We start from the raw sequence: 22720 nt of genomic DNA, 5'->3' as shown, positions 1-22720 counted from the left end.
CTGATTGCTATAGTCTGTGTAAACCAGAAGTTTATAGTGGTGATCATGGAAACGTTCAGCAGTATCGAATGCTTTGTGCGCAGTGCCGAGGTTGGCAGCTTCGCCGAAGCCGCGCGCCGCTTGAGTCTGACCCCGGCGGCAGTCGGCAAGAGCGTGGCGAAACTGGAGGCGCGGCTCGGCGTACGGCTGTTCCAGCGTAGTACACGCAGCCTGACGCTGACCGAGGCCGGGCAACTGTTTTTGAGCGAAGTCAGCGCCAGCCTGACAACGATCCAGAATGCTGTGGCGAATCTGGCCACCGCCGGAGGGCAGCCGGCCGGGACGTTGAAAGTCAGCATGGGTACGGTGTTCGGGCGCCTGTATATCGTGCCGTTGCTCGGTGAGTTTCTGCAGCGTTACCCGGCGATCAACCCGGACTGGCATTTCGATAATCGACAGGTCGATCTGATCGGCCAGGGCTTCGATGCGGCGATCGGCGGTGGTTTCGAACTGCCTCAGGGCGTGGTCGCACGCAAACTGACACCGGCCCATCGGGTGCTGGTCGCGTCACAGGACTATCTGTCGGCGCACCCGGCGATCACTCATCCGGACGACCTCAAACCGCACGACGGCATCCTGATTCGCTCGCCGCAAACCGGGCGCGTGCGTTCCTGGCAACTGACCCACCGTGATCGGCAACACAGTCCGTTGACGCTGCAGGCGCGGATGACCATGAGCGATTCCGAAGCGGCGTGTGCGACGGCAATGCAAGGGTTGGGCATTGCGCTGGTAAGCATGCCGTTTGCGGTCGGGTATCTGCAGACAGGGACGTTACAGCGGGTGCTGCCGGACTGGTTTGTCGATGATGGCAATATTTCGATTTACTACGCCGAGCATAAATTGTTGCCGGGCAAGACTCGGGCGTTTGTCGATTTTGTGATTGAGCAGTTTGCCGAGCGGGGACTGGCGCGGCGGTTCAGTGCCATCTGAGCAGGGCTTTGAATCGAGTCGTTGCCATCGCGAGCAGGCTCACTCCTACATTTGGAATGCGTTCCCCTGTAGGAGTGAGCCTGCTCGCGATGAACGATAACGCGGTCTATCGAGCAAACCGCCCCGGCCAGCCCACAATGTTCTTCGGGCGTGGCGTCGCATAAGTGCGCACCTTGGACGTCGACAAACGCAAGCGCACCAACGCTTCGGCAATCGTCACCGCCGCTGTCACGCCATCCACCACCGGCACGCCGGTCCGCCGACGAATCTGCTCATCCAGCCCGGCCATGCCGCCGCAACCCAGACAGATCACCTCAGCCTTATCCTGGGTCACCGCCAATTCCGCCTGCTGCACAATCGCTTCCAGTGCCCGCTGCGGCTCATGTTCCAGCTCCAGCACTGCCAGACCACTGGCGCGCACTGAGGCACAACGATCCCACAGACCGGACAGTTTCAGGCGATCCTCGATCAGCGGCACGGTGCGGTCCAGCGTGGTCACTACCGAATAGGCGTGGCCGAGAAACATCGCCGTGCTTGCCGCCGCATCGGTGATGTCCACCACCGGCACGTTGAGCAATTCCTGCAAGCCTTCGCGGCCGTGTTCGCCGTAGCCGGCCTGAATCACTGCGTCGAACGGCTGGTCGTAGGACAGCACCCGGTCCATCACGGCGATGGCGGCGAGATAGCTTTCGAAGTTGCCTTCAATCGAATCGGCGCCGAAATGCGGGGTCAAGCCGACGATTTCGGTGCCGGGAGCAGCGACAGCCTGCGCCGAGCGGGCGATGGCTTCGGTGATGGATTCGGTGGTGTTGACGTTGACCACGAGAATACGCATGGGGACATCCTTATTGCGGGCAGTAGTGCGGCCCGAAAACCGGGCCGCGAAGGGATTAATGGCAGACGTTATCGACAGCGATGGACTCGCCACTGACGTCGGCGTAGTGCGGCTGACGTTGGGCGATGATCAGATAAAGCATTCCGGCGATCCCGGCGCCGATCAGCCAGGAAAACGGTGAGACGCTGTGGAAACCTGGCACCAGCGCCAGGACGATGGCGATCAGCGCCGCAGGAATGAACGCAGCCACGGCGCGGAAATTGACGCCACGGCTGTAGTAATAAGCGCCATCGGCTGCTTCGCTGTAGAGCTGCGGCACGTTGATCCGGCCTTTGCGGATCAGCCAGTAGTCGACCATGATCACCCCGTACAACGGGCCCAGCAGGGCGCCGAGACCGGAGAGGAAATACACGATCACCAGCGGGCTGTTGTAGAGATTCCACGGCAGGATCAGCACCGCGATGGTCGCGCTGATCAACCCGGCGCGGCGGAAGGTCAGGTACTTCGGCGCCAGGTTGCTCAGTACGAAGGCCGGCGCGACGAAGTTGGCCATGATGTTCACCGCCACGGTGACGATCAGAAACGCCAGGCAACCCAGTACCAGAAAGAACGTGTTGGGAATCGAGGCGATGATCTCGGTCGGACTTTCGATGATTCGCCCGTTGATCTGAAATTGCGCGCCACAGAGCAGGACCGTAATCGCGGCGAACAGCAGAATATTCACCGGCAAACCCCAGAAATTTCCCACCTTGATGGTCTTGCGGCACGGTGAAGAGCGGGCGAAATCGCAGAAATTCAGAATCAACGTGCCGTAGATCGCCAGCCACAACGCGCCGCCGGCAAAGATATTGCGCCACATCTCGGCACCGGTCAGCGGTTCGCGGATCGACCAGGCGATGGTCGCGTTGGCCTGGAAGTACATCCAGGCGGCGAGGGCAGCGACGGTCAGCAGAATCACCGGACCGGCAAACGCTTCGTATCGGCGCACCATCTCCATGCCATAAGCAAGAATCGCCAGTTGCACTAGCCAGATCGCCACGAAACACACCCAGCCCAGACTCGACAGGCCAAGGATCGAGTTGTGATCGTATTCGGCGAAGCCGGGATGCACGGCGGTCAGCAAAACGCGGAATACCACCGAGGCGAGGTACGTCTGAATACCGAACCAGGCAATGGCGATAACTGCCCTGATCAATGCAGGAATTTGCGCCCCGTGAATGCCGAAACTGATCCGGCTGATCACCGGAAACGGCACCCCGGTTTTCTGTCCCATGTAACCGGACAGGTTCATGAAGAAATACACCAGCGCCGCGCCGATCCCCAGCGACAGCAGAATCTGCCAGCCGCCCAGACCCAACGCGTACAGGCCGATGGCGAACGAATAGTTGGCAATGTTGTGCACGTCGTTCGTCCACAGCGCGAAGATGCTGTACTTGCCCCAGCGCCGGCCTTCGACCTTGGTCGGCGCCAGGTCGCTGTTGTGCAGACGCGGGCTCAGTTGCAGCGGCTCGCTCAGTCCGGCGTCGGGCAACGGCTGATCAAGCGTGGAGGAGGGCAGATTCAGCGCGATGTTATTGGAGAGACTTGTACGCATTCCGGCAGGCTCCTGATGTTCAGGCCGCGATGACTGTGCATGAGCCGGCGGGCTCGACATATCTTCGTCGCGACAGTGGCAACATCACTGGTTACGGGGCATCTGCAGCCTGTACGGGATAGGGCGCTTCAGGCTTGCGGATCGAAAGTGAATTCATGTTTTGCGGTTTTGTATACAAAACATGTATGCACTAAAGCGAGATCTGTGCCAGTTGAGAATCTGTGCCCAGCGTTACTGATTTCAAAAAAGTTATCGACGGACGATAAGTGGCTGAAAACCGGGCGCTAAAAACTGACCGATTGCGCAGGTAATTATTTTTTTGGAGGGATTTTTTGCGGAAACGTGAAAGCGGGAATTGGAGCGGGAATGTAACTTTTCAGGGCGCTGAAATGAAAAGTGCACACATAAATGGCACCGATGGTGACATTTTGTGTACACGTTTTTTCGAGTCGCTGGAGATTTAATGTAGGAGTGAGCCTGCTCGCGATAGCGGTGTGTCAGTTCTAAATGTTTGGCAGACACGCCGCTATCGCGAGCAGGCTCACTCCTACAAGGGAGATCAGTGTGGCTGAGGACTACGCCTTGCTCTTGCTGATGATATTCCCCGCATGCAGCCCGCACTCTTTCTGCGTCGCTTCTTCCCACCACCAGCGGCCTTCGCGCTCATGCTGGTTGGGCAGGACCGGGCGGGTGCAGGGTTCGCAGCCGATGCTGATGAAACCGCGCTCGTGCAGGCTGTTGTAGGGCAGTTCGAGCATGCGGATGTAGCCCCAGATTTCTTCGCTGGTCATCTGCGCCAGCGGGTTGAACTTGTACAAGGTGCGCTCCGGGGTGGAGAACGCGGTGTCGATTTCCAGCACTGCGACCGCGCTGCGTGTGCCCGGACTCTGGTCGCGGCGCTGGCCGGTGGCCCAGGCCTTGACGCCGGCGAGCTTGCGCCGCAGCGGCTCGATCTTGCGGATGCCGCAGCATTCGCCATGGCCGTCGCGGTAGAAACTGAACAGGCCTTTTTCCTTCACGAACGGTTCAAGTTTCGCGTGGTCCGGCGAGACGATTTCGATGTCGATCTTGTAGTGCTCGCGCACCTGCTCGATGAATCGGTAGGTTTCCGGGTGCAGGCGACCGGTATCGAGACTGAACACTTTGACGTTCTTGTTGAGCTTCCAGGCCATGTCCACCAGCACCACATCCTCGGCGCCGCTGAAAGATATCCACAGCTCATCACCGAACTCGGCAAAGGCGAGTTTGAGAATGTCTTGTGCGGATTTGTTGGCATAGGTCGTGGCGAGTTCCACGACGTCGAACGTTGGGCTCATCAGGGCGGCTTCCTACAGGTCGGTGGCGCTGGGCGCTCTATATGGCGCCGATGGTAACAAAAAGCAGCAAGGCTCGGGGGCGTGCCGTGCGTTGCGCATCGGCAGTCGAGTCGCTAGAGTTCGGCCTCGCTCGACTCGATAATCACTACAAACGGGAGTGTCTTGTGGAAATTGCTTGCCTGGATCTTGAAGGGGTACTGGTACCGGAAATCTGGATCGCGTTCGCTGAAAAAACCGGCATCGACTCGCTCAAGGCCACCACCCGGGACATTCCCGACTACGACGTGCTGATGAAACAGCGTCTGCGCATCCTCGATGAGCACGGCCTGAAACTGTCGCACATCCAGGAAGTGATCGCCACGCTCAAGCCGCTGGACGGCGCGGTGGAGTTCGTCGACTGGCTGCGCGAGCGCTTTCAGGTAGTGATTCTGTCGGACACGTTCTATGAGTTTTCCCAGCCGCTGATGCGCCAGTTGGGCTTTCCAACGCTGCTTTGCCATCGCTTGATTACTGACGAGAGTGGGGGTGTGACCAGCTATCAGTTGCGTCAGAAAGATCCCAAGCGCCAGTCGGTGCTGGCGTTCAAGAGCCTGTATTACCGGGTGATTGCCGCGGGGGATTCGTACAACGACACGAGCATGCTCGGCGAGGCGGATGCCGGGATTCTGTTTCATGCGCCGGAGAATGTGATCCGCGAGTTTCCGCAGTTTCCGGCGGTGCATACCTTTGCCGAGCTGAAGCAGGAGTTCCTCAAGGCCTCCAACCGCGACCTTAGCCTGTAAACCCAACCACCTGACGATCGTTCCCATGCTCTGCGTGGGAATGCCTCAATGGACGCTCCGCGTCCGCTTGGGACGCGGAGCGTCCCGGGCTGCATTCCCACGCAGAGCGTGGGAACGATCAACGGTCAAGCTTTTAAGCTTTCAGAGGGTTTGCAGGGTATCGAGGAGGATCCGGACCTTGGTGATCGACTCCTGATACTCCGCCTGCCAGTCCGAATCGGCGACGATCCCGCCGCCGCCCCAGCAGCACACCTGCCCGTCCTTGACCAACAGACTGCGAATAGCGATGGAGCTGTCCATCTCGCCGCGCACGTCCAGATACAGCAACGACCCGCAATACAGGCCGCGCCGCGTCGGCTCCAGTTCGTCGATGATCTGCATCGCACGAATCTTCGGTGCGCCAGTGATCGAGCCGCCGGGGAAGCTGCCGGCGATCAGGTCCAGTGCGTCGCGATCCTCTGCCAGTTCACCGGTCACGCTGCTGACCAGATGATGCACATTCGGATAGCTTTCCAGGCTGAACAACTCCGGTACCCGCACCGAGCCGATGCGACAGGTGCGGCCGAGATCGTTGCGCAACAGGTCGACGATCATCAGGTTTTCCGCACGATCCTTGGGGCTGGCCAGCAGTTCGGCGGCGTTGGCGGCGTCTTCGGTTGGCGTCAGGCCGCGGGGGCGGGTGCCTTTGATCGGGCGGGTTTCGACCTGACGCTGGCTGACTTTGACGAAACGTTCCGGCGACAGACTCAGCACTGCGCCGCCATCGGCCAGGCTCTGGAAACCGGAAAAGGGTGTCGGGCAGGCTTCACGCAACTTGCAGTACGCCAGCCATGGATCGCCCTGGCACGACGCGCGAAAGCGCTGGGCGAAGTTGACCTGGTAGCAATCGCCGGCCTGGATGTACTGCTGAATGCGCTCGAATGCCTGACGGTAATCGTTGGCCGAGAGGTCGGCAGTCATTGGCTGGTTGAGTTTGAACGGCGTCAACGCGCTCACCACCGGCTGGGTGAACAACCCGATCAGGCGCTGCTGTTCACTGTCGGCAAGGGACGGGTGAAAGACCAATTGGGTGGTTTGCGCCTGGTGATCGCTGATCAGCGCCCAGTCGTACAATCCGAAACGCGCATCCGGCAGCTGCAGATCATCCTTGGCCTGGTTTGGCAGGTGTTCCAGATGCCGGCCGAAGTCGTAGCTCAGGTAACCGATCAGGCCGCCGGCGAAGGGCAACTCGCAGCCCGCTGGCAAATCAGCTTCGCCCAAGCGGTTGAGGTTGTCGCGCAGACGTTGCAGGAAATGGCTGCCGCTCTCGTCCGGCAGGACCGCCAGTTGCGCCAGCGGCCAAGCGCTGAGCAGGTCGAAGCGACCGCGCTCGGCACTCGGCCGGCCACTGTCGAGCAGCACGGCACCGGGCGCGTTGCGGATGGCCGCGAAGTAGTCGGCGGGATTGGCGCGATAGGGCAGCGGGTGTACGGAGCAGGTCAACATGGGCGGGGTAGATCGGCCGTGGCGGCGGGGTGGGGATTGTAGTCCTCTGGGTGAGTTGCTCCTAGAGGGGATGTAGGGGATTGACAGATCGGCGGCAGGCTGCAAATCATTTATGGCAGGGAGACCGCTTTCGCGAGCAGGCTCGCTCCCACATTTGGAATGCATTGCCCTGTGGGAGCGAGCCTGCTCGCGAAGGCCGCGACTCGGTTCTGGATCAGCCCTCGACCGCCGGAATATGCCCAAACATCTCCTGGGTAAACGCCACCCGCTCTTCAACCGATTCCGTCACGCCGCGAGCCTTCAGTTCTTCCAGCCGCGCTTCCACGGCATGGGTGCGCAAGGTCAGTCCGCAGTCATTGGCGATCTGGATGTTCAGTCCCGGCCGCGCATTCAGCTCAAGAATCAGCGGGCCTTTTTCCTGGTCCAGCACCATGTCGACACCGATATAACCCAGCCCGCACAGCTCATAGCAGCCGGCGGCGAGCTTCATGAAACCGTCCCAGTAGGGCAGTTGCACACCGTCCACCGCGTTGGTGGTGTCGGGGTGTTTGGTGATGATGTTGTTCAGCCAGGTGCCACGCAGGGTCAGGCCGGTTGCCAGGTCGACACCGACGCCGATCGCGCCCTGGTGCAGGTTGGCCTTGCCGCCGGACTGGCGGGTCGGCAGGCGCAGCATGGCCATTACCGGGTAACCCATCAGCACGATGATGCGGATGTCCGGTACGCCTTCGTAGCTGATGCTTTTGAAGATCTGGTCCGGTGTAACGCGGTATTCGATCAGCGCGCGGTCACGGTGGCCGCCCAGCGAATACAGGCCGGTGAGGATGCTCGAAATGTGGTGCTCGAGCTCTTCGTGGGCAAGGATCTTGCCCGACACGGTGCGATAACGACCCTCGAAGCGGTCGGCGATGACGATGATGCCGTCGCCACCCGCGCCCTGGGCCGGTTTGATCACGAAGTCGCTGCGCCCGCCGATGATCTCGTCGAGCTTGTCGATTTCCTTCTCGGTGGAGATCACCCCGTACAGCTCCGGCACATGGATGCCGGCGGCGATGGCGCGCTCCTTGGTGAGGATCTTGTCGTCGACGATCGGGTAGAGGCTGCGCTTGTTGTACTTGAGCACGTAGTCGGCGTTACGCCGATTGATGCCCATGATGCCCCGCGCCTCCAGGGCCTTCCAGGTCTTCCAGAAACCGAACATCAGGCGTCAGCCTTCTTCAGGAAAGCCTTGAAACGCACCAGCTCGGTCAGGCGGTAGCCGCGATAGCGACCCATCGCCAGCATGAAGCCGACCAGAATCAGCAGGATCGCCGGGAAGGTAAACACGAAGTACACCAGCTCCGGCACGGTCATGATCAGATGCGCCAGGGAGGCGGCGAACAGCGTGCCGATCGCCACTTTCAGTGCGTGATTGGCACCGCGTTCTTCCCAGGTGATCGACAGCCGTTCGATGGTCATGGTCAAAATCACCATCGGGAACAGCGCCACCGACAGGCCGCGTTCCAGACCGAGTTTATGGCTGAACAGACTGATCGCCGCGATCAACACCACGACAAACGTCAGCACCACCGACAGACGCGGCAGCATTTGCAGTTTCAGGTGTTCCAGATACGAGCGCAGCGACAGCCCCAGTGCGGTAATCACGGTAAACAGCAGAATACCGAAGCCCAGTTGCGTTTCGCGGAAGGCGAGGGCGATCAGTACCGGCGTGAACGTGCCGAGGGTCTGCAGGCCGATCAGGTTGCGCAGAATCAGGATCACCAGCACGCCGATCGGGATCATCACCATGATCATGAACGTCTGCTGGGTCTGCAGCGGCAAGCCGTACAGCGAGTATTCGAGGAAGTTGGCGTCGGTGTTTTCGTCGGTCAGCTTGGCCAGACGAATCGCGTTCATCTCGCTGTTGTTCAGGCTGAAGGTCACGTTGGCTTTCTTGCCGCCGTCGACGGTGATCAGGTTTTCGTCGCCGGTCCACCACAGCAGGCGGTCGGTAGGCAGGCCTTGCTCGCCGGTTTCCGGGTTGAAGTAGAGCCAGTCGTTGCCGTTGAAGCTGCGCAGCCACAATTCAGGCATTTGCGGCTGGTCGGCGACGAGGCGGATGGTGTGGACTTTTTCCACCGGCACATGGGCGATGGACAGCAGCAGTTCGACGATTTTGGCTTTGTGCGCGGTCGATGGATCGCCGGCCAGCAGCAGCTTCACGTTGTCGTCGTTGAGATTGTTGACGCGTTTGATCGCCTCGCCAATAAAGGTTTCGACGTCCGCCGAGTGCTGGCGGATCGGCGCGAGCAGGGCTTCGGCAGCGATCTTTTCCGGGCCTTCGATGACCATGCTGTCGCGGAAGGTCGGGCCTTTGACCTTGGATTTTTCCGCGGTGTAGCGCTTGGTCAGGACCAGACGGTAATACAACGTCTGATTGCCCTTGGCGCGGCGGGCCGACCAGGTCACCTTGCGGTTGCCGTCGACGCGGTTCACCGCCACCCCGTAATTATTGGAGATGAAGCTCTCGTTGAGGCTGACGTAATCGCGGCTCAGCGGCGGCACGAACATCTGGATCTTCACCGGATCCTTGGTGCTGGCGACGAACTCGACCTTGGCGTCGATGTTCCACAAGTCGTCGGTGGCGTCTTCGGTCACCGGAATGCCGAGCACGAAAATCTGATAGGCCGTAACCGAAACGCCCAGCAGCACCAGAACGGCGATCAGGATTTTCAGGTGGAAGGTTAGAGAACGCATGGAAATTACTCGGCGGTATGAGCGGCGATGGTGCAGGCGGGTTTGCCGGCAGCGTATTTAAGACTGGGGTCGACCAGCGCGTCGAAGCGTTTCAGCGCTTCGGAGCCGATCAAAAGCGGATATTGGAACGCACTTCGGTCGGTCAGGTTCACTTCGATGCTGCGCATCGCCGAACCCATGCAGATATCCAGCTCGATCACCGGACGGGCGGTGTACTTCTTGCCTTCTTCCGGGTCGTAGTCGCCGGCGCGGCGCTTGATCTTGCTGACCCGCGCCAGCGGCCGTTCGATCGGGTGCGAATGCGCGGCATCGATCGCCAGGTAGAAACGTACCCAGGATTCACCGTTGCGTTTGAAGCGTTTGATGTCGCGGGCACTCAGCGAGGCGGTTTTCGCGCCGGTGTCGAGTTTGGCCGCGACTTCGAGATTGATGCCGTCAAGCGAAGCATATTCGTTGAGGCCGTACACGGTTTTTTCCCCCGCGGCGGCGAGGCCGGGCAGGCAGAAAAGGGCAAAAAAGGCGGGATAAGGCTTGAGTCTCATAAATCCTGGTGCGCAGCGTTCCGTGGTCGGTTCAGGCCTTTGACAATGGTTGCCCAAGACCTTTCGTGTGCCTGGCAGCTTTTTATGACAAGCCGTACAAATGGCCAGCAAATGCGGGCGGCATTCTAGCACGGTGGTTTTATGGCGCCAGCGCCCACGCAAGTCTATAACCCTGAGAAGTTCCCCCTGTGCGAGCCTGCTCGCGAAAGCGCTGGGTCATTCGAAACATCTTTTGGTTGACACACCGCTTTCGCGAGCAGGCTCGCTCCCACAGGTATCGAAGCGTTCTATTAATCTGGTTATTAGACGATTGTCGACAATCTGCATTTATCCTTTGACGTATGCCGCTCGATTGGCTAGTTTTTGCCGCATTGGATTTGAAGGTGTCGACAATCATGCTGGATCAACTCGATCCCCCGGTCATCAGCGGCGACGATTCGGAAACGCTCTCGGAGAACGTCTTCCGGCGCATTCAGGCGGCAATCGTCAAAGGCGAGATCGCGCCGGGTAGCAAGATCTCCGAACCGGAGCTGGCGCGCACCTACGGCATCAGTCGCGGGCCGTTGCGCGAGGCGATCCATCGTCTGGAAGGCCAGCGCCTGCTGGTGCGGGTGCCGCATGTCGGCGCGCGGGTGGTGTCGCTCAGCCATGCCGAACTGCTTGAACTTTACGAAATCCGCGAATCCCTTGAAGGCATGGCCTGCCGTTTGGCCGCCGAGCGCATGAGCGTCGAAGAAATCGACGAGTTGCGGCGGGTGCTGGAAACCCACGAGCGCGACGCGGCATTTCAGGCCGGTGTCGGTTATTACCAGCAGGAAGGCGATTTCGACTTTCATTACCGGATCATCCAGGGCAGCGGCAACCGCACGTTGACGCAGATGCTTTGCGGCGAGCTGTACCAACTGGTGCGCATGTACCGCATCCAGTTTTCCACCACGCCGAACCGCCCGCGCCAGGCCTTTGCCGAACACCACCGGATTCTCGATGCCATCGCCGACCGTGACGGCGAGCTCGCCGAATTGTTGATGCGCCGGCACATAGGCGCCTCGAAACGCAATATTGCCCGTCATTACCAGGACGGCGCCCATAACCAGACAGCCACTGAACGAGGTGAGTCATGAGTTCCAACCCGAACACTCCCGGCCAGCGTTTCCGCGATGCGGTCGCCAGCGAGCACCCTTTGCAGGTGGTCGGTGCGATCAACGCCAACCACGCGCTGCTGGCCAAGCGCGCCGGTTTCAAGGCGATCTACCTGTCCGGTGGCGGGGTGGCCGCAGGTTCCCTCGGCGTGCCGGATCTGGGCATCACCGGTCTGGATGACGTGCTCACCGACGTGCGGCGCATCACCGACGTCTGCGATCTGCCGTTGCTGGTGGATGTGGATACCGGTTTCGGCTCGTCGGCGTTCAACGTCGCGCGTACCGTCAAGTCGATGAGCAAGTTCGGCGCGGCGGCAATTCATATCGAAGACCAGGTCGGTGCCAAGCGCTGCGGTCATCGGCCGAACAAAGAGATTGTCAGCCAGCAGGAAATGGTCGACCGCATCAAAGCCGCGGTCGATGCTCGGACCGACGACAGCTTCGTGATCATGGCGCGCACCGATGCACTGGCGGTGGAAGGGCTGGAATCGGCACTCGATCGCGCCGCTGCGTGCATCGAGGCCGGTGCCGACATGATTTTCCCCGAAGCCATCACCGAACTCGACATGTACAAGCTGTTCGCCAGCCGCGTGAAAGCGCCGATCCTGGCCAACATCACCGAATTCGGCGCGACGCCGCTGTACACCACCGAGCAACTGGCCGGCGCCGACGTGTCGCTGGTGCTCTATCCGCTGTCGGCGTTCCGCGCGATGAACAAGGCGGCGGAAAACGTCTACACCGCGATTCGCCGCGACGGCACGCAACAGAATGTCATCGACACCATGCAGACTCGCATGGAGCTTTACGATCGCATCGACTACCACACCTTCGAACAGAAGCTCGACGCGCTGTTTGCACAGAAGAAAGGCTGATCAAAAACTGTGGGGGCCTGCTCCCACAAGTTTCCCCAGACAAATTCAACAAGATTGGAGAACACAATGGCCGAAGCAAAAGTACTCAGTGGCGCCGGGCTCCGTGGCCAGGTGGCCGGGCAAACCGCGCTGTCCACCGTGGGCCAGGCCGGGGCCGGGCTGACCTATCGCGGCTATGACGTGCGTGAACTGGCCGCCGACGCGCAATTCGAGGAAGTCGCCTACCTGCTGCTGTACGGCGAACTGCCGACCCAGGCGCAACTCGCCGATTACCAGCAAAAACTGAGCAAACTGCGCGACCTGCCACAAGCCTTGAAGGAAGTGCTCGAACGCATCCCGGCCGACGCCCATCCGATGGACGTGATGCGCACCGGTTGCTCGTTCCTTGGCAACATCGAGCCGGAGAAAGACTTCTCCGAGCAGCGCGACAAGACTGACCGCCTGCTCGCCGCGTTCCCGGCGATCATGTGCTACTGGTACCGCTTCAGCCACGATGGCCAGCGCATCAATTGCGTCAGCGACGAGCCGAGCCTCGGCGGGCATTTCCTGCACTTGCTGCACGGCAAGAAGCCGAGCGAGCTGCACGTCAAAGTGATGAACGTCTCGCTGATCCTCTACGCCGAGCACGAATTCAACGCCTCGACCTTCACCGCCCGCGTGTGCGCTTCGACCCTGTCCGATCTGTATTCCTGCGTCACCGCGGCGATCGGTTCGCTGCGCGGCCCGTTGCACGGCGGCGCCAACGAAGCAGCGATGGAAATGATCGAGCGCTTCTCGTCGCCGGAAGAGGCGATCAAAGGCACCCTCGGCATGCTCGAGCGCAAGGACAAGATCATGGGCTTCGGCCACGCGATCTATAAGGACAGCGATCCGCGTAACGAGGTGATCAAGGGCTGGTCGAAAAAACTTGCTGACGAAGTCGGTGACAAGGTGTTGTTCGCGGTCTCGGAAGCCATCGACAAGACCATGTGGGAGCAGAAGAAGCTGTTTCCGAACGCCGATTTCTACCATGCCTCGGCCTACCACTTCATGGGCATTCCGACCAAGCTGTTCACGCCGATCTTCGTCTGCTCGCGCCTGACCGGCTGGGCCGCGCACGTGTTCGAACAACGTGCCAACAACCGCATCATCCGCCCAAGCGCCGAGTACACCGGCGTCGAACAGCGCAAGTTCGTGCCAATCGAACGCCGCTGACCGGGGAGGGCCGAACACCGAACTTGAAGTTCACCTGAAACCCTGTGGGAGCTGGCTTGCCAGCGATGACTGAGTCACATGCACCATAGATGTCGACTCGACCACCGCTATCGCTGGCAAGCCAGCTCCCACAGGGTGCAGTGTGAGTTGCAAGGTCGGTGTCTGGCCTCAGCCTTGAAACCACCGTGACCCGAGTCCTGACCCGATGAACACACAATTTCGTAAAACCCTGCCCGGCAGTCCTCTGGATTATTTCGACGCCCGCGCGGTTGTCGAAGCAATCCAGCCCGGTAGCTACGACACGCTGCCGTACACCTCGCGTGTGCTCGCGGAAAACCTCGTGCGGCGCTGCGACCCGGGCACGCTGACCGATTCGCTCAAGCAACTGATCGAACGCAAGCGCGACCTCGATTTCCCATGGTTTCCGGCGCGGGTGGTCTGCCATGACATTCTCGGCCAGACCGCACTGGTCGATCTCGCCGGTCTGCGCGACGCCATTGCTTTGCAGGGTGGTGACCCGGCGCAGGTCAACCCGGTAGTGCCGACGCAACTGATCGTCGACCACTCGCTGGCCGTCGAGGCGGGCGGTTTCGATGCTCAGGCGTTCGAAAAGAACCGCGCCATCGAAGACCGTCGCAACGAGGACCGTTTCCACTTCATCAACTGGACCAAAAAGGCTTTCAAGAACGTTGATGTGATCCCGCCGGGCAACGGCATCATGCACCAGATCAACCTGGAGAAAATGTCTCCGGTGATTCAGGTGCGTGACGGCGTGGCGTTCCCCGACACCTGCGTCGGCACCGACAGCCACACCCCGCACGTCGACGCGCTGGGCGTGATCGCCATCGGCGTCGGCGGCCTCGAAGCCGAGAGCGTGATGCTCGGCCGCGCCTCGTGGATGCGCCTGACGGAAAGCGTCGGCGTCGAGCTGACCGGCAAGCTACAGCCGGGCATCACCGCCACCGACATGGTCCTGGCGCTGACCGAATACCTGCGCAAACAGAAAGTCGTCGGCGCGTGGCTGGAGTTCTTCGGCGAAGGCGCCGCGGCGCTGACCCTCGGCGACCGCGCGACCATTTCCAACATGGCCCCGGAATACGGCGCCACCGCAGCGATGTTCTACATCGACCAGCAGACCATCGATTACCTGAAACTCACTGGCCGCGAAGACCAGCAGGTACAACTGGTCGAGCAGTACGCCAAGCTGACTGGCCTGTGGGCCGACAGTCTGAAAGGCGCGCAATACGAGCGTGGTCTGACCTTCGATCTGTCGTCGGTGGTGCGCAACATGGCCGGGCCGAGCAACCCGCACGCCCGCGTCGCGGTGTCCGATCTGGCGGCCAAAGGCATCTCCGGGCAGTGGGATGAAGTGCCGGGGCAAATGCCCGACGGCGCGGTGATCATCGCCGCAATCACCAGTTGCACCAACACCAGCAACCCGCGCAACGTCATCGCTGCGGGCCTGCTCGCACGCAACGCCAACCAGCTCGGCCTGACCCGCAAGCCGTGGGTGAAATCCTCGTTGGCGCCGGGCTCTAAAACCGTAGCGCTGTACCTCGACGAAGCCGGGCTGACGACTGAACTGGAGCAGCTCGGTTTCGGCGTGGTCGCGTTTGCCTGCACCACCTGCAACGGCATGTCCGGTGCGCTCGATCCGGCGATCCAGCAAGAGATCATCGACCGCGATCTGTATGCGACCGCCGTGCTTTCCGGCAACCGTAACTTCGACGGCCGCATTCACCCGTACGCCAAGCAGGCATTCCTCGCTTCGCCGCCGCTGGTGGTCGCTTACGCCATCGCCGGGACCATCCGTTTCGACATCGAAAAGGATGTGCTGGGCGTGGTCGACGGCCGGGAAATCCGCCTGAAAGACATCTGGCCGAGCGATGAAGAAATCGATGCGGTGGTGAAATCTTCGGTCAAGCCGGAGCAGTTCCGTCAGGTCTACATCCCGATGTTTGCCGTCCACGAAGACACCGGCCCGAAAGTCGCGCCGCTGTACGAATGGCGCGAGATGAGCACCTACATCCGCCGTCCGCCGTACTGGGAAGGTGCGCTGGCTGGCGCGCGACCACTCAAAGGCATGCGCCCGTTGGCGGTGCTGCCGGACAACATCACCACCGACCACCTGTCGCCGTCCAACGCGATCATGCTCGACAGCGCCGCCGGCGAATACCTGGCGAAAATGGGCTTGCCGGAAGAGGACTTCAACTCTTACGCCACCCACCGTGGCGACCACTTGACCGCGCAGCGCGCAACGTTTGCCAACCCGAAACTGTTCAACGAAATGGTCGTGGAAAACGGCCAGGTCAAGCAGGGTTCGCTGGCCCGCGTAGAGCCGGAAGGCAAAGTGATGCGCATGTGGGAAGCCATCGAAACCTATATGGAACGCAAGCAGCCGCTGATCATCATTGCCGGCGCCGATTACGGTCAGGGCTCGTCCCGTGACTGGGCGGCGAAAGGCGTGCGGCTGGCCGGTGTCGAGGCGATTGCCGCCGAAGGCTTCGAGCGCATCCACCGCACCAACCTGGTGGGTATGGGTGTGCTGCCACTGGAGTTCAAACCGGGCACCAATCGTCACACGCTGGCGATCGATGGCAGCGAGACCTACGACGTGATCGGCGAGCGCAAACCCCGTGCGGACCTGACGCTGGTGATCCATCGCAAAAATGGCGAGCGGGTGGAAGTGCCGGTGACCTGCCGTCTGGATACTGCTGAAGAAGTGTCCATCTACGAGGCCGGCGGCGTGTTGCAGCGCTTCGCTCAGGACTTCCTCGAAGAGTCGGCGGTTGCCGTTTAAATCAACTTATATGGGCATGGGATTTCCAATCCCGTGCCTTCGATAAGGAGCAATATGGCTCACGCACCACAGATCAAGATCCCCGCGACCTACATGCGCGGCGGCACCAGCAAAGGCGTGTTCTTCAGCCTCACGGATTTGCCCGAAGCCGCGCAGGTTCCAGGCCCGGCCCGCGATGCTTTATTGCTGCGGGTGATCGGCAGCCCCGACCCGTACGACAAGCAGATCGATGGCATGGGTGGCGCCACTTCAAGCACCAGCAAAACCGTGATCCTGTCGAAAAGCACCCGCGCTGATCACGATGTCGACTACCTGTTCGGTCAGGTCTCGATCGACAAGCCGTTCGTCGACTGGAGCGGCAACTGCGGCAACCTCTCGGCGGCGGTCGGTTCGTTCGCCATCAGCAACGGTCTGGTCGACGCCAGCCGCATTCCGCACAACGGTGTCGCGGTGGTGCGCGTGTGGCAGACCAACATCCGCAAAACGATCATTGCCCACGTGCCGATCACCAATGGCGAGGTGCAGGAAACCGGTGACTTCGAACTTGACGGCGTGACCTTTCCCGCCGCCGAAGTGCAGGTCGAGTTCATGGACCCGGCGGCGGAAGAAGAGGGCGGCGGCGGTTCGATGTTCCCCACCGGCAATCTGGTCGACGAGCTGGAAGTGCCGGGTGTCGGCACGTTCAAGGCGACACTGATCAACGCAGGCATTCCGACGATTTTCGTCAACGCCGAAGACATCGGCTACACCGGCACCGAACTGCAAGGCGCGATCAACGGCGATCCGAAAGCGTTGCTGATGTTCGAGACGATTCGCGCGTATGGCGCCCTGCGCATGGGCCTGATCGCGGATGTCAAGGAAGCGGCGAAACGGCAGCACACGCCGAAAGTGGCGTTTGTCGCCAAGCCAACGGATTACGTCGCGTCGAGTGGTAAGGCCGTTACCGTTGGCGACGTCGATCTGCTGGTGCGCGCGCTGTCGATGGGCAAATTGCACCACGCGATGATGGGCACGGCCGCAGTGGCCATCGGCACGGCGGCGGCAATTCCCGGCACGCTGGTCAACCTCGCCGCTGGCGGAGTCGAGCGCAATGCCGTGCGTTTTGGCCATCCGTCCGGGACGTTGCGTGTGGGCGCCGAGGCCAGTCAGGAAAACGGCGAGTGGGTGGTGAAGAAAGCCATCATGAGCCGCAGTGCGCGGGTTCTTATGGAAGGCTGCGTGCGCGTGCCCGGAGGTTCTTTCTGACCCGACGCAATACCCTGTAGGAGTGAGCCTGCTCGCGATAGGTCATACCAGCGAATATTTATGTCGACTGACACACCGCTATCGCGAGCAGGCTCACTCCTACAGTTTTGTATTCCAACTACAAGAAATCGTTAGCCCTGAACCGAGGTCCCCTCAACGAACCACTTCAAGAGTGAATCGAACATGAGCGCCAACGTCGACCTGAACAACCGCCCCGACTACGACGATGTCCTGCAGACGATCGCCGACTACGTCCTGACCTTCAAAACACCCTCCGCCGAAGCCCTCGACACCGCCCGCAACTGCCTGATGGACACGCTGGGCTGCGGCCTGTTGGCGCTGCGGTTTCCCGAATGCACCAAGCATCTGGGCCCGATTGTCGAGGGTACGGTTGTACCTTTCGGTGCGCGGGTGCCCGGCACCAGCTATCGCCTCGATCCGGTCAAAGCCGCGTGGGACATCGGCTGCATCGTTCGCTGGCTGGATTACAACGACACCTGGCTCGCCGCCGAATGGGGCCATCCGTCCGACAATCTCGGCGCCATTCTCGCGGTCGCCGATCACCTGTCGCAGAAACGCATCGCCAACGGCGAGGCAGCGCTGACCCTTCGCGACGTGCTCGAAGCAATGATCATGGCCCATGAAATTCAAGGCGTGATCGCTCTGGAAAACTCGTTCAATCGTGTCGGCCTCGACCACGTGATGCTAGTCAAAGTCGCTTCAACCGCTGTCAGCGCCCGACTCATGGGCGCCAACCGCGAGCAACTGCTGTCAGCGCTGTCGCATGCCTTTGCCGATGGTCAGGCGCTGCGCACGTATCGCCATGCGCCCAACGCCGGTTCGCGCAAATCCTGGGCGGCGGGGGATGCGGCGAGTCGTGGCGTGCGTCTGGCGGATATCGCCATGCGTGGCGAGATGGGCATTCCCGGTGTCTTGAGCGCGAAACAGTGGGGCTTTTATGACGTGTCGTTCAGTCACACCAATAACGATCTGGCGCTAAAACCTGAGGGCAAACGGGCCTTTAGTTTTTCCCGCCCGTTCGGCAGTTATGTGATGGAAAACGTGCTGTTCAAGATCAGCTTTCCTGCCGAATTCCACGCACAAACCGCCTGCGAAGCAGCGGTGACCCTGCACCCGCAGGTGCGCAATCGTCTGCATGAAATCGATCGGATCGTCATCACCACCCATGAATCGGCGATTCGTATCATTTCCAAGGTCGGGCCGCTGGCCAACGCTGCCGATCGCGATCACTGCTTGCAGTACATGACCGCGGTGCCGCTGGCGTTCGGCAATCTGGTTGCCGAGCAGTACGAAGACGATTTTCATCAAGCGCATCCGATCATCGACGTGCTGCGCGAGAAAATGGTCATTGTTGAAGAGCCGCGTTTCAGCCGCGAATACCTCGAGCCCGACAAACGCTCGATTGCCAATGCCGTGCAGGTGTTTTTCAAGGACGGCAGCAGCACCGACAACGTGCTGGTGGAATACCCGATCGGCCATCGGCGCCGCCGGGCTGAGGGGATTCCGTTGCTGGAGGACAAGTTCAAGGCCAACCTGGCGACGCGTTTTGCCGGGCAGCGTTGCGCAGAGATTGTTGGCTTGTGCACGGATCAGACGCGGCTGGAAAGCACGCCGGTGAATCGATTCATCGACCTGTTGGTGATCTGACAGACCGCGTTATCGTTCATCGCGGGCAAGCCCGCTCCCACAGGGTTTTGTGATGAACGCAAAAATTGTGAACGCCTTCATAACCTGTGGGAGCGGGCTTGCCCGCGATAGCGTCAGATCAGGCAATACAAACCTACTTGAACCGCCGCTCAACCCCTTTCTCCACTAGAATCTTCGCGGAAATCTCTTCCACGGAAAAATGCGTGGAATTGATGTGCGGGATGTTTTCGCGGCGGAACAGGTTTTCCACTTCGCGCACTTCAAATTCGCACTGGGCGTAGCTCGAATAGCGGCTGTTGGGCTTGCGCTCGTTGCGGATGGCGGTGAGGCGGTCCGGGTCGATGGTCAGGCCGAACAGCTTGTGCTGATGGGCGCGCAGGGCGGTCGGCAGGGTCAGGCGTTCCATGTCGTCTTCGGTCAACGGGTAGTTGGCTGCGCGAATGCCGAACTGCATCGCCATATACAGACACGTCGGTGTTTTGCCGCATCGCGACACGCCGACTAGTATCAGATCGGCTTTGTCGTAATAGTGGGTGCGGGCGCCGTCATCGTTGTCGAGGGCAAAGTTCACCGCCTCAATGCGCTCCATGTAATTGGAGTTGTGCCCGATCGAATGCGATTTGCCGACGGTGTACGACGAATGCTCGGTCAGCTCCTGTTCGAGCGGGGCGAGGAAGGTCGAGAAAATGTCGATCATGAAACCATTGGACGTTGCGAGAATCTCACGAATGTCCTGATTGACGATGGTGTCGAAGATGATCGGCCGAAAGCCGTCGGTTTCAGCGGCTTTGTTGATTTGTTGTACCATGGCCCGCGCTTTTTCAACGCTGTCGATGTACGGCCGGGTGAACTTGCTGAAGGTAATGTTTTCGAACTGCGCCAGAAGACTTTGACCCAGGGTTTCGGCAGTGATGCCGGTGCCATCGGAGATGAAGAAAGCGGATCGTTTCATTTGCACCTTGGGCCTTAAGTTAATTGACGCTCTTGGATATGATAGGCGCGATTTGTCGGCCGCGATTGGCCCGCATTCTCACTTATTTTCCAGGTCCAGGCCATACAGCCGGCCAAGGCTCCCCCGGGCCGCCGGCTTCTGAGCTTTTCCAAAACAGTTAGTGGAGAGATCACCTTGGTAGAGTACGTAGTTTCCCTCGATAAGCTCGGCAAACACGATGTTGAGCATGTGGGGGGCAAGAACGCATCCCTGGGCGAGATGATCAGTAACCTGGCAGGCGCCGGTGTTTCGGTCCCCGGCGGCTTCGCCACGACGGCTCAGGCCTATCGTGACTTCCTCGAACTGAGCGGCCTGAACGAGCAGATCCACAAGGCCCTCGACGCGCTCGACGTCGACGACGTCAATGCCTTGGCCAAGACCGGCGCGCAGATCCGTCAATGGATCATGGACGCCGAATTCCCCGAGAAACTCAACACCGAGATCCGCACCGCGTTCGCCGCGTTGTCGGCCGGCAATCCTGATGTCGCCGTGGCCGTGCGGTCTTCCGCCACCGCCGAAGACTTGCCGGACGCGTCCTTCGCCGGTCAGCAGGAAACCTTCCTGAACATCCGTGGCGTGGAAAACGTCATCCGCGCCGCCAAAGAGGTGTTCGCTTCGCTGTTCAACGACCGTGCGATTTCCTACCGCGTGCACCAGGGCTTCGACCACAAACTGGTCGCCCTGTCGGCCGGCGTACAGCGCATGGTGCGTTCGGAAACCGGCACCGCCGGCGTGATGTTCACCCTCGATACCGAATCCGGCTTCCGGGACGTGGTGTTCATCACCGGCGCCTACGGCCTGGGCGAAACCGTCGTACAAGGCGCGGTCAACCCGGATGAGTTCTATGTGCACAAGGGCACGCTGGAGGCCGGTCGTCCGGCGATCCTGCGTCGCAACCTCGGCAGCAAAGCCATCAAGATGATCTACGGCGACGAGGCCAAGGCCGGTCGTTCGGTCAAGACCGTCGATGTCGACAAGGCCGAACGCGCGCGTTTCTGCCTGACCGACGCTGAAGTCAGCGAACTGGCCAAGCAGGCGATGATCATCGAGAAGCACTACGGCTGCCCGATGGACATCGAGTGGGCCAAGGACGGTGACGACGGCAAGCTGTACATCGTGCAGGCGCGTCCGGAAACCGTGAAAAGCCGCACCCAGGCCAACGTCATGGAACGTTACCTGCTCAAGGAAACCGGCACCGTGCTGGTCGAAGGTCGCGCCATCGGCCAGCGCATCGGCGCCGGCAAAGTGCGGATCATCAAAGATGTCTCCGAGATGGACAAGGTCCAGCCGGGCGACGTGCTGGTCTCCGACATGACCGACCCGGACTGGGAACCGGTGATGAAGCGTGCCAGCGCCATCGTCACCAACCGTGGCGGGCGTACCTGCCACGCGGCGATCATTGCTCGCGAACTGGGCATTCCCGCGGTCGTCGGTTGTGGCAACGCCACCCAGCTGCTGAAGGATGGCCAGGGCGTGACCGTGTCCTGCGCCGAAGGCGACACCGGTTACATCTTCGAAGGCGAACTGGGCTTCGACATCAAGAAAAACTCCGTTGATGCCATGCCGGAACTGCCGTTCAAGATCATGATGAACGTCGGTAACCCGGATCGCGCCTTCGACTTCGCGCAACTGCCGAACGCCGGTGTGGGCCTGGCCCGTCTGGAATTCATCATCAACCGCATGATCGGTGTGCACCCGAAAGCGCTGTTGAACTACGACGGTCTGCCGCAGGAAATCAAGGAAAGCGTCGACAAGCGCATCGCCGGTTACGACGATCCGGTCGGTTTCTATGTCGAGAAATTGGTCGAAGGCATCAGCACCCTGGCTGCCGCGTTCGCACCGAAGAAAGTCATCGTGCGCCTGTCGGACTTCAAGTCCAACGAATACGCCAACCTGATCGGCGGCAAGCTCTACGAGCCGGAAGAAGAAAACCCGATGCTGGGCTTCCGCGGTGCTTCGCGTTACATCAGCGAATCGTTCCGCGACTGCTTCGAACTTGAATGCCGCGCGCTGAAACGTGTGCGCAACGAGATGGGCCTGACCAACGTCGAAATCATGGTGCCGTTCGTCCGTACGCTTGGTGAAGCCAGCCAGGTCGTGGACCTGCTCGCCGAAAACGGCCTGGCCCGTGGCGACAACGGTTTGCGCGTGATCATGATGTGCGAACTGCCATCCAACGCGATTCTGGCTGATGAATTCCTCGAGTTCTTCGACGGCTTCTCGATCGGTTCCAACGACCTGACCCAGTTGACCCTGGGTCTGGACCGCGATTCCGGTATCATCGCGCACCTGTTCGACGAGCGAAATCCGGCGGTCAAGAAGCTGCTGGCGAATGCCATCCAGGCCTGCAACAAGGCCGGCAAGTACATCGGCATCTGCGGTCAGGGCCCTTCGGACCACCCGGACCTGGCCAAATGGCTGATGGAGCAGGGCATCGAAAGCGTGTCGCTGAATCCGGACACCGTGCTGGAAACCTGGTTCTTCCTCGCTGAAGGTCAGGCCCAGGCTTGATCAACATGTGAACGGGCCGCTCCCTTTTGTAGGAGTGAGCC

17 protein-coding genes are annotated in these 22720 nt (G+C 60.5%); 9 read left to right on the top strand and 8 right to left on the bottom strand.

Features of this window, described 5'->3' with window-relative positions:
- The first annotated feature begins 45 nt into the window (after positions 1 to 45).
- The gene (locus tag J3P93_RS18655) at positions 46 to 969 is read left to right on the top strand and encodes a LysR family transcriptional regulator (RefSeq protein ID WP_434590569.1); all 924 of its coding nucleotides are present in this window, start codon (positions 46 to 48) and stop codon (positions 967 to 969) included.
- A gap of 106 nt (positions 970 to 1075) precedes the next feature.
- Here J3P93_RS18655 and J3P93_RS18650 read toward each other — a convergent pair whose 3' ends face one another.
- The 3 genes from J3P93_RS18650 to J3P93_RS18640 all read right to left on the bottom strand — a co-directional run bounded on the left by J3P93_RS18650 (position 1076) and on the right by J3P93_RS18640 (position 4714).
- Positions 1076 to 1804, bottom strand: a complete 729-nt coding sequence (locus tag J3P93_RS18650) for an aspartate/glutamate racemase family protein (RefSeq protein WP_434590566.1) — start codon at positions 1802 to 1804, stop codon at positions 1076 to 1078.
- A 55-nt stretch (positions 1805 to 1859) separates the two neighbouring features.
- The gene (locus J3P93_RS18645; protein ID WP_434590563.1) at positions 1860 to 3398 is read right to left on the bottom strand and encodes an NCS1 family nucleobase:cation symporter-1; all 1539 of its coding nucleotides are present in this window, start codon (positions 3396 to 3398) and stop codon (positions 1860 to 1862) included.
- 575 nt (positions 3399 to 3973) lie between these two features.
- Complete coding sequence (locus J3P93_RS18640; protein WP_093103105.1) at positions 3974 to 4714, bottom strand: phosphoadenylyl-sulfate reductase; 741 nt, start codon at positions 4712 to 4714, stop codon at positions 3974 to 3976.
- 164 nt (positions 4715 to 4878) lie between these two features.
- On the opposite strand from J3P93_RS18640, the gene thrH reads away from it, so the two are divergent.
- Complete coding sequence (gene thrH, locus J3P93_RS18635; RefSeq protein WP_434590560.1) at positions 4879 to 5496, top strand: bifunctional phosphoserine phosphatase/homoserine phosphotransferase ThrH; 618 nt, start codon at positions 4879 to 4881, stop codon at positions 5494 to 5496.
- A 141-nt stretch (positions 5497 to 5637) separates the two neighbouring features.
- On the opposite strand, the gene pabB is transcribed toward thrH, so the two are convergent.
- The 4 genes from pabB to J3P93_RS18615 form a co-directional block, all read right to left on the bottom strand.
- Positions 5638 to 6981 (bottom strand): aminodeoxychorismate synthase component I, encoded by a 1344-nt coding sequence (pabB, locus tag J3P93_RS18630; protein ID WP_434590557.1) that lies wholly within the window; start codon positions 6979 to 6981, stop codon positions 5638 to 5640.
- A 214-nt stretch (positions 6982 to 7195) separates the two neighbouring features.
- Positions 7196 to 8182 (bottom strand): alpha-L-glutamate ligase-like protein, encoded by a 987-nt coding sequence (locus J3P93_RS18625; protein WP_056784132.1) that lies wholly within the window; start codon positions 8180 to 8182, stop codon positions 7196 to 7198.
- Entirely contained in the window at positions 8182 to 9717 is a 1536-nt protein-coding gene (locus J3P93_RS18620; RefSeq protein ID WP_090282539.1) for an inactive transglutaminase family protein, read from the bottom strand. Before J3P93_RS18620 ends, J3P93_RS18625 begins: the two co-directional genes overlap by 1 nt.
- A gap of 5 nt (positions 9718 to 9722) precedes the next feature.
- Positions 9723 to 10259, bottom strand: coding sequence for an ATP-dependent zinc protease family protein (locus J3P93_RS18615; protein WP_090282540.1), 537 nt, complete (start codon positions 10257 to 10259; stop codon positions 9723 to 9725).
- 398 nt (positions 10260 to 10657) lie between these two features.
- On the opposite strand from J3P93_RS18615, the gene J3P93_RS18610 reads away from it, so the two are divergent.
- The 6 genes from J3P93_RS18610 to prpD all read left to right on the top strand — a co-directional run bounded on the left by J3P93_RS18610 (position 10658) and on the right by prpD (position 19177).
- Positions 10658 to 11380, top strand: a complete 723-nt coding sequence (locus J3P93_RS18610) for a GntR family transcriptional regulator (protein WP_172833342.1) — start codon at positions 10658 to 10660, stop codon at positions 11378 to 11380.
- A complete protein-coding gene (gene prpB, locus J3P93_RS18605; RefSeq protein WP_203421366.1) occupies positions 11377 to 12270 on the top strand; it encodes a methylisocitrate lyase in 894 nt (297 codons plus the stop codon). The genes J3P93_RS18610 and prpB overlap by 4 nt, the downstream gene beginning before the upstream one ends.
- A 66-nt stretch (positions 12271 to 12336) precedes the next feature.
- The gene (gene prpC, locus J3P93_RS18600; protein ID WP_434590553.1) at positions 12337 to 13464 is read left to right on the top strand and encodes a bifunctional 2-methylcitrate synthase/citrate synthase; all 1128 of its coding nucleotides are present in this window, start codon (positions 12337 to 12339) and stop codon (positions 13462 to 13464) included.
- A 205-nt stretch (positions 13465 to 13669) separates the two neighbouring features.
- Complete coding sequence (gene acnD, locus J3P93_RS18595) at positions 13670 to 16264, top strand: Fe/S-dependent 2-methylisocitrate dehydratase AcnD (protein WP_434590550.1); 2595 nt, start codon at positions 13670 to 13672, stop codon at positions 16262 to 16264.
- A gap of 54 nt (positions 16265 to 16318) precedes the next feature.
- Positions 16319 to 17509 carry a 2-methylaconitate cis-trans isomerase PrpF gene (gene prpF / locus J3P93_RS18590; RefSeq protein WP_434590547.1) on the top strand — a complete coding sequence of 397 codons (1191 nt, stop codon included), beginning with the start codon at positions 16319 to 16321 and terminating at the stop codon, positions 17507 to 17509.
- Positions 17510 to 17692: 183 nt separating this feature from the next.
- A complete protein-coding gene (gene prpD, locus J3P93_RS18585; protein ID WP_434590544.1) occupies positions 17693 to 19177 on the top strand; it encodes a 2-methylcitrate dehydratase in 1485 nt (494 codons plus the stop codon).
- Between the two features lie 133 nt (positions 19178 to 19310).
- Here prpD and ppsR read toward each other — a convergent pair whose 3' ends face one another.
- Positions 19311 to 20129 carry a posphoenolpyruvate synthetase regulatory kinase/phosphorylase PpsR gene (ppsR, locus tag J3P93_RS18580; RefSeq protein ID WP_016773826.1) on the bottom strand — a complete coding sequence of 273 codons (819 nt, stop codon included), beginning with the start codon at positions 20127 to 20129 and terminating at the stop codon, positions 19311 to 19313.
- 174 nt (positions 20130 to 20303) lie between these two features.
- Here ppsR and ppsA point away from each other — a divergent pair, with 174 nt between their 5' ends.
- Positions 20304 to 22679 (top strand): phosphoenolpyruvate synthase, encoded by a 2376-nt coding sequence (gene ppsA / locus J3P93_RS18575; RefSeq protein ID WP_336354349.1) that lies wholly within the window; start codon positions 20304 to 20306, stop codon positions 22677 to 22679.
- Positions 22680 to 22720: the final 41 nt, after the last annotated feature.

The sequence above is a fragment of the Pseudomonas sp. R3-57 genome (assembly GCF_051132065.1).
In the GTDB taxonomy this organism is placed as follows: Bacteria; Pseudomonadota; Gammaproteobacteria; order Pseudomonadales; family Pseudomonadaceae; genus Aquipseudomonas.
The sequence above is the reverse complement of the archived record's forward strand: the minus strand, read 5'-3'. Positions and strand labels throughout refer to the sequence as shown.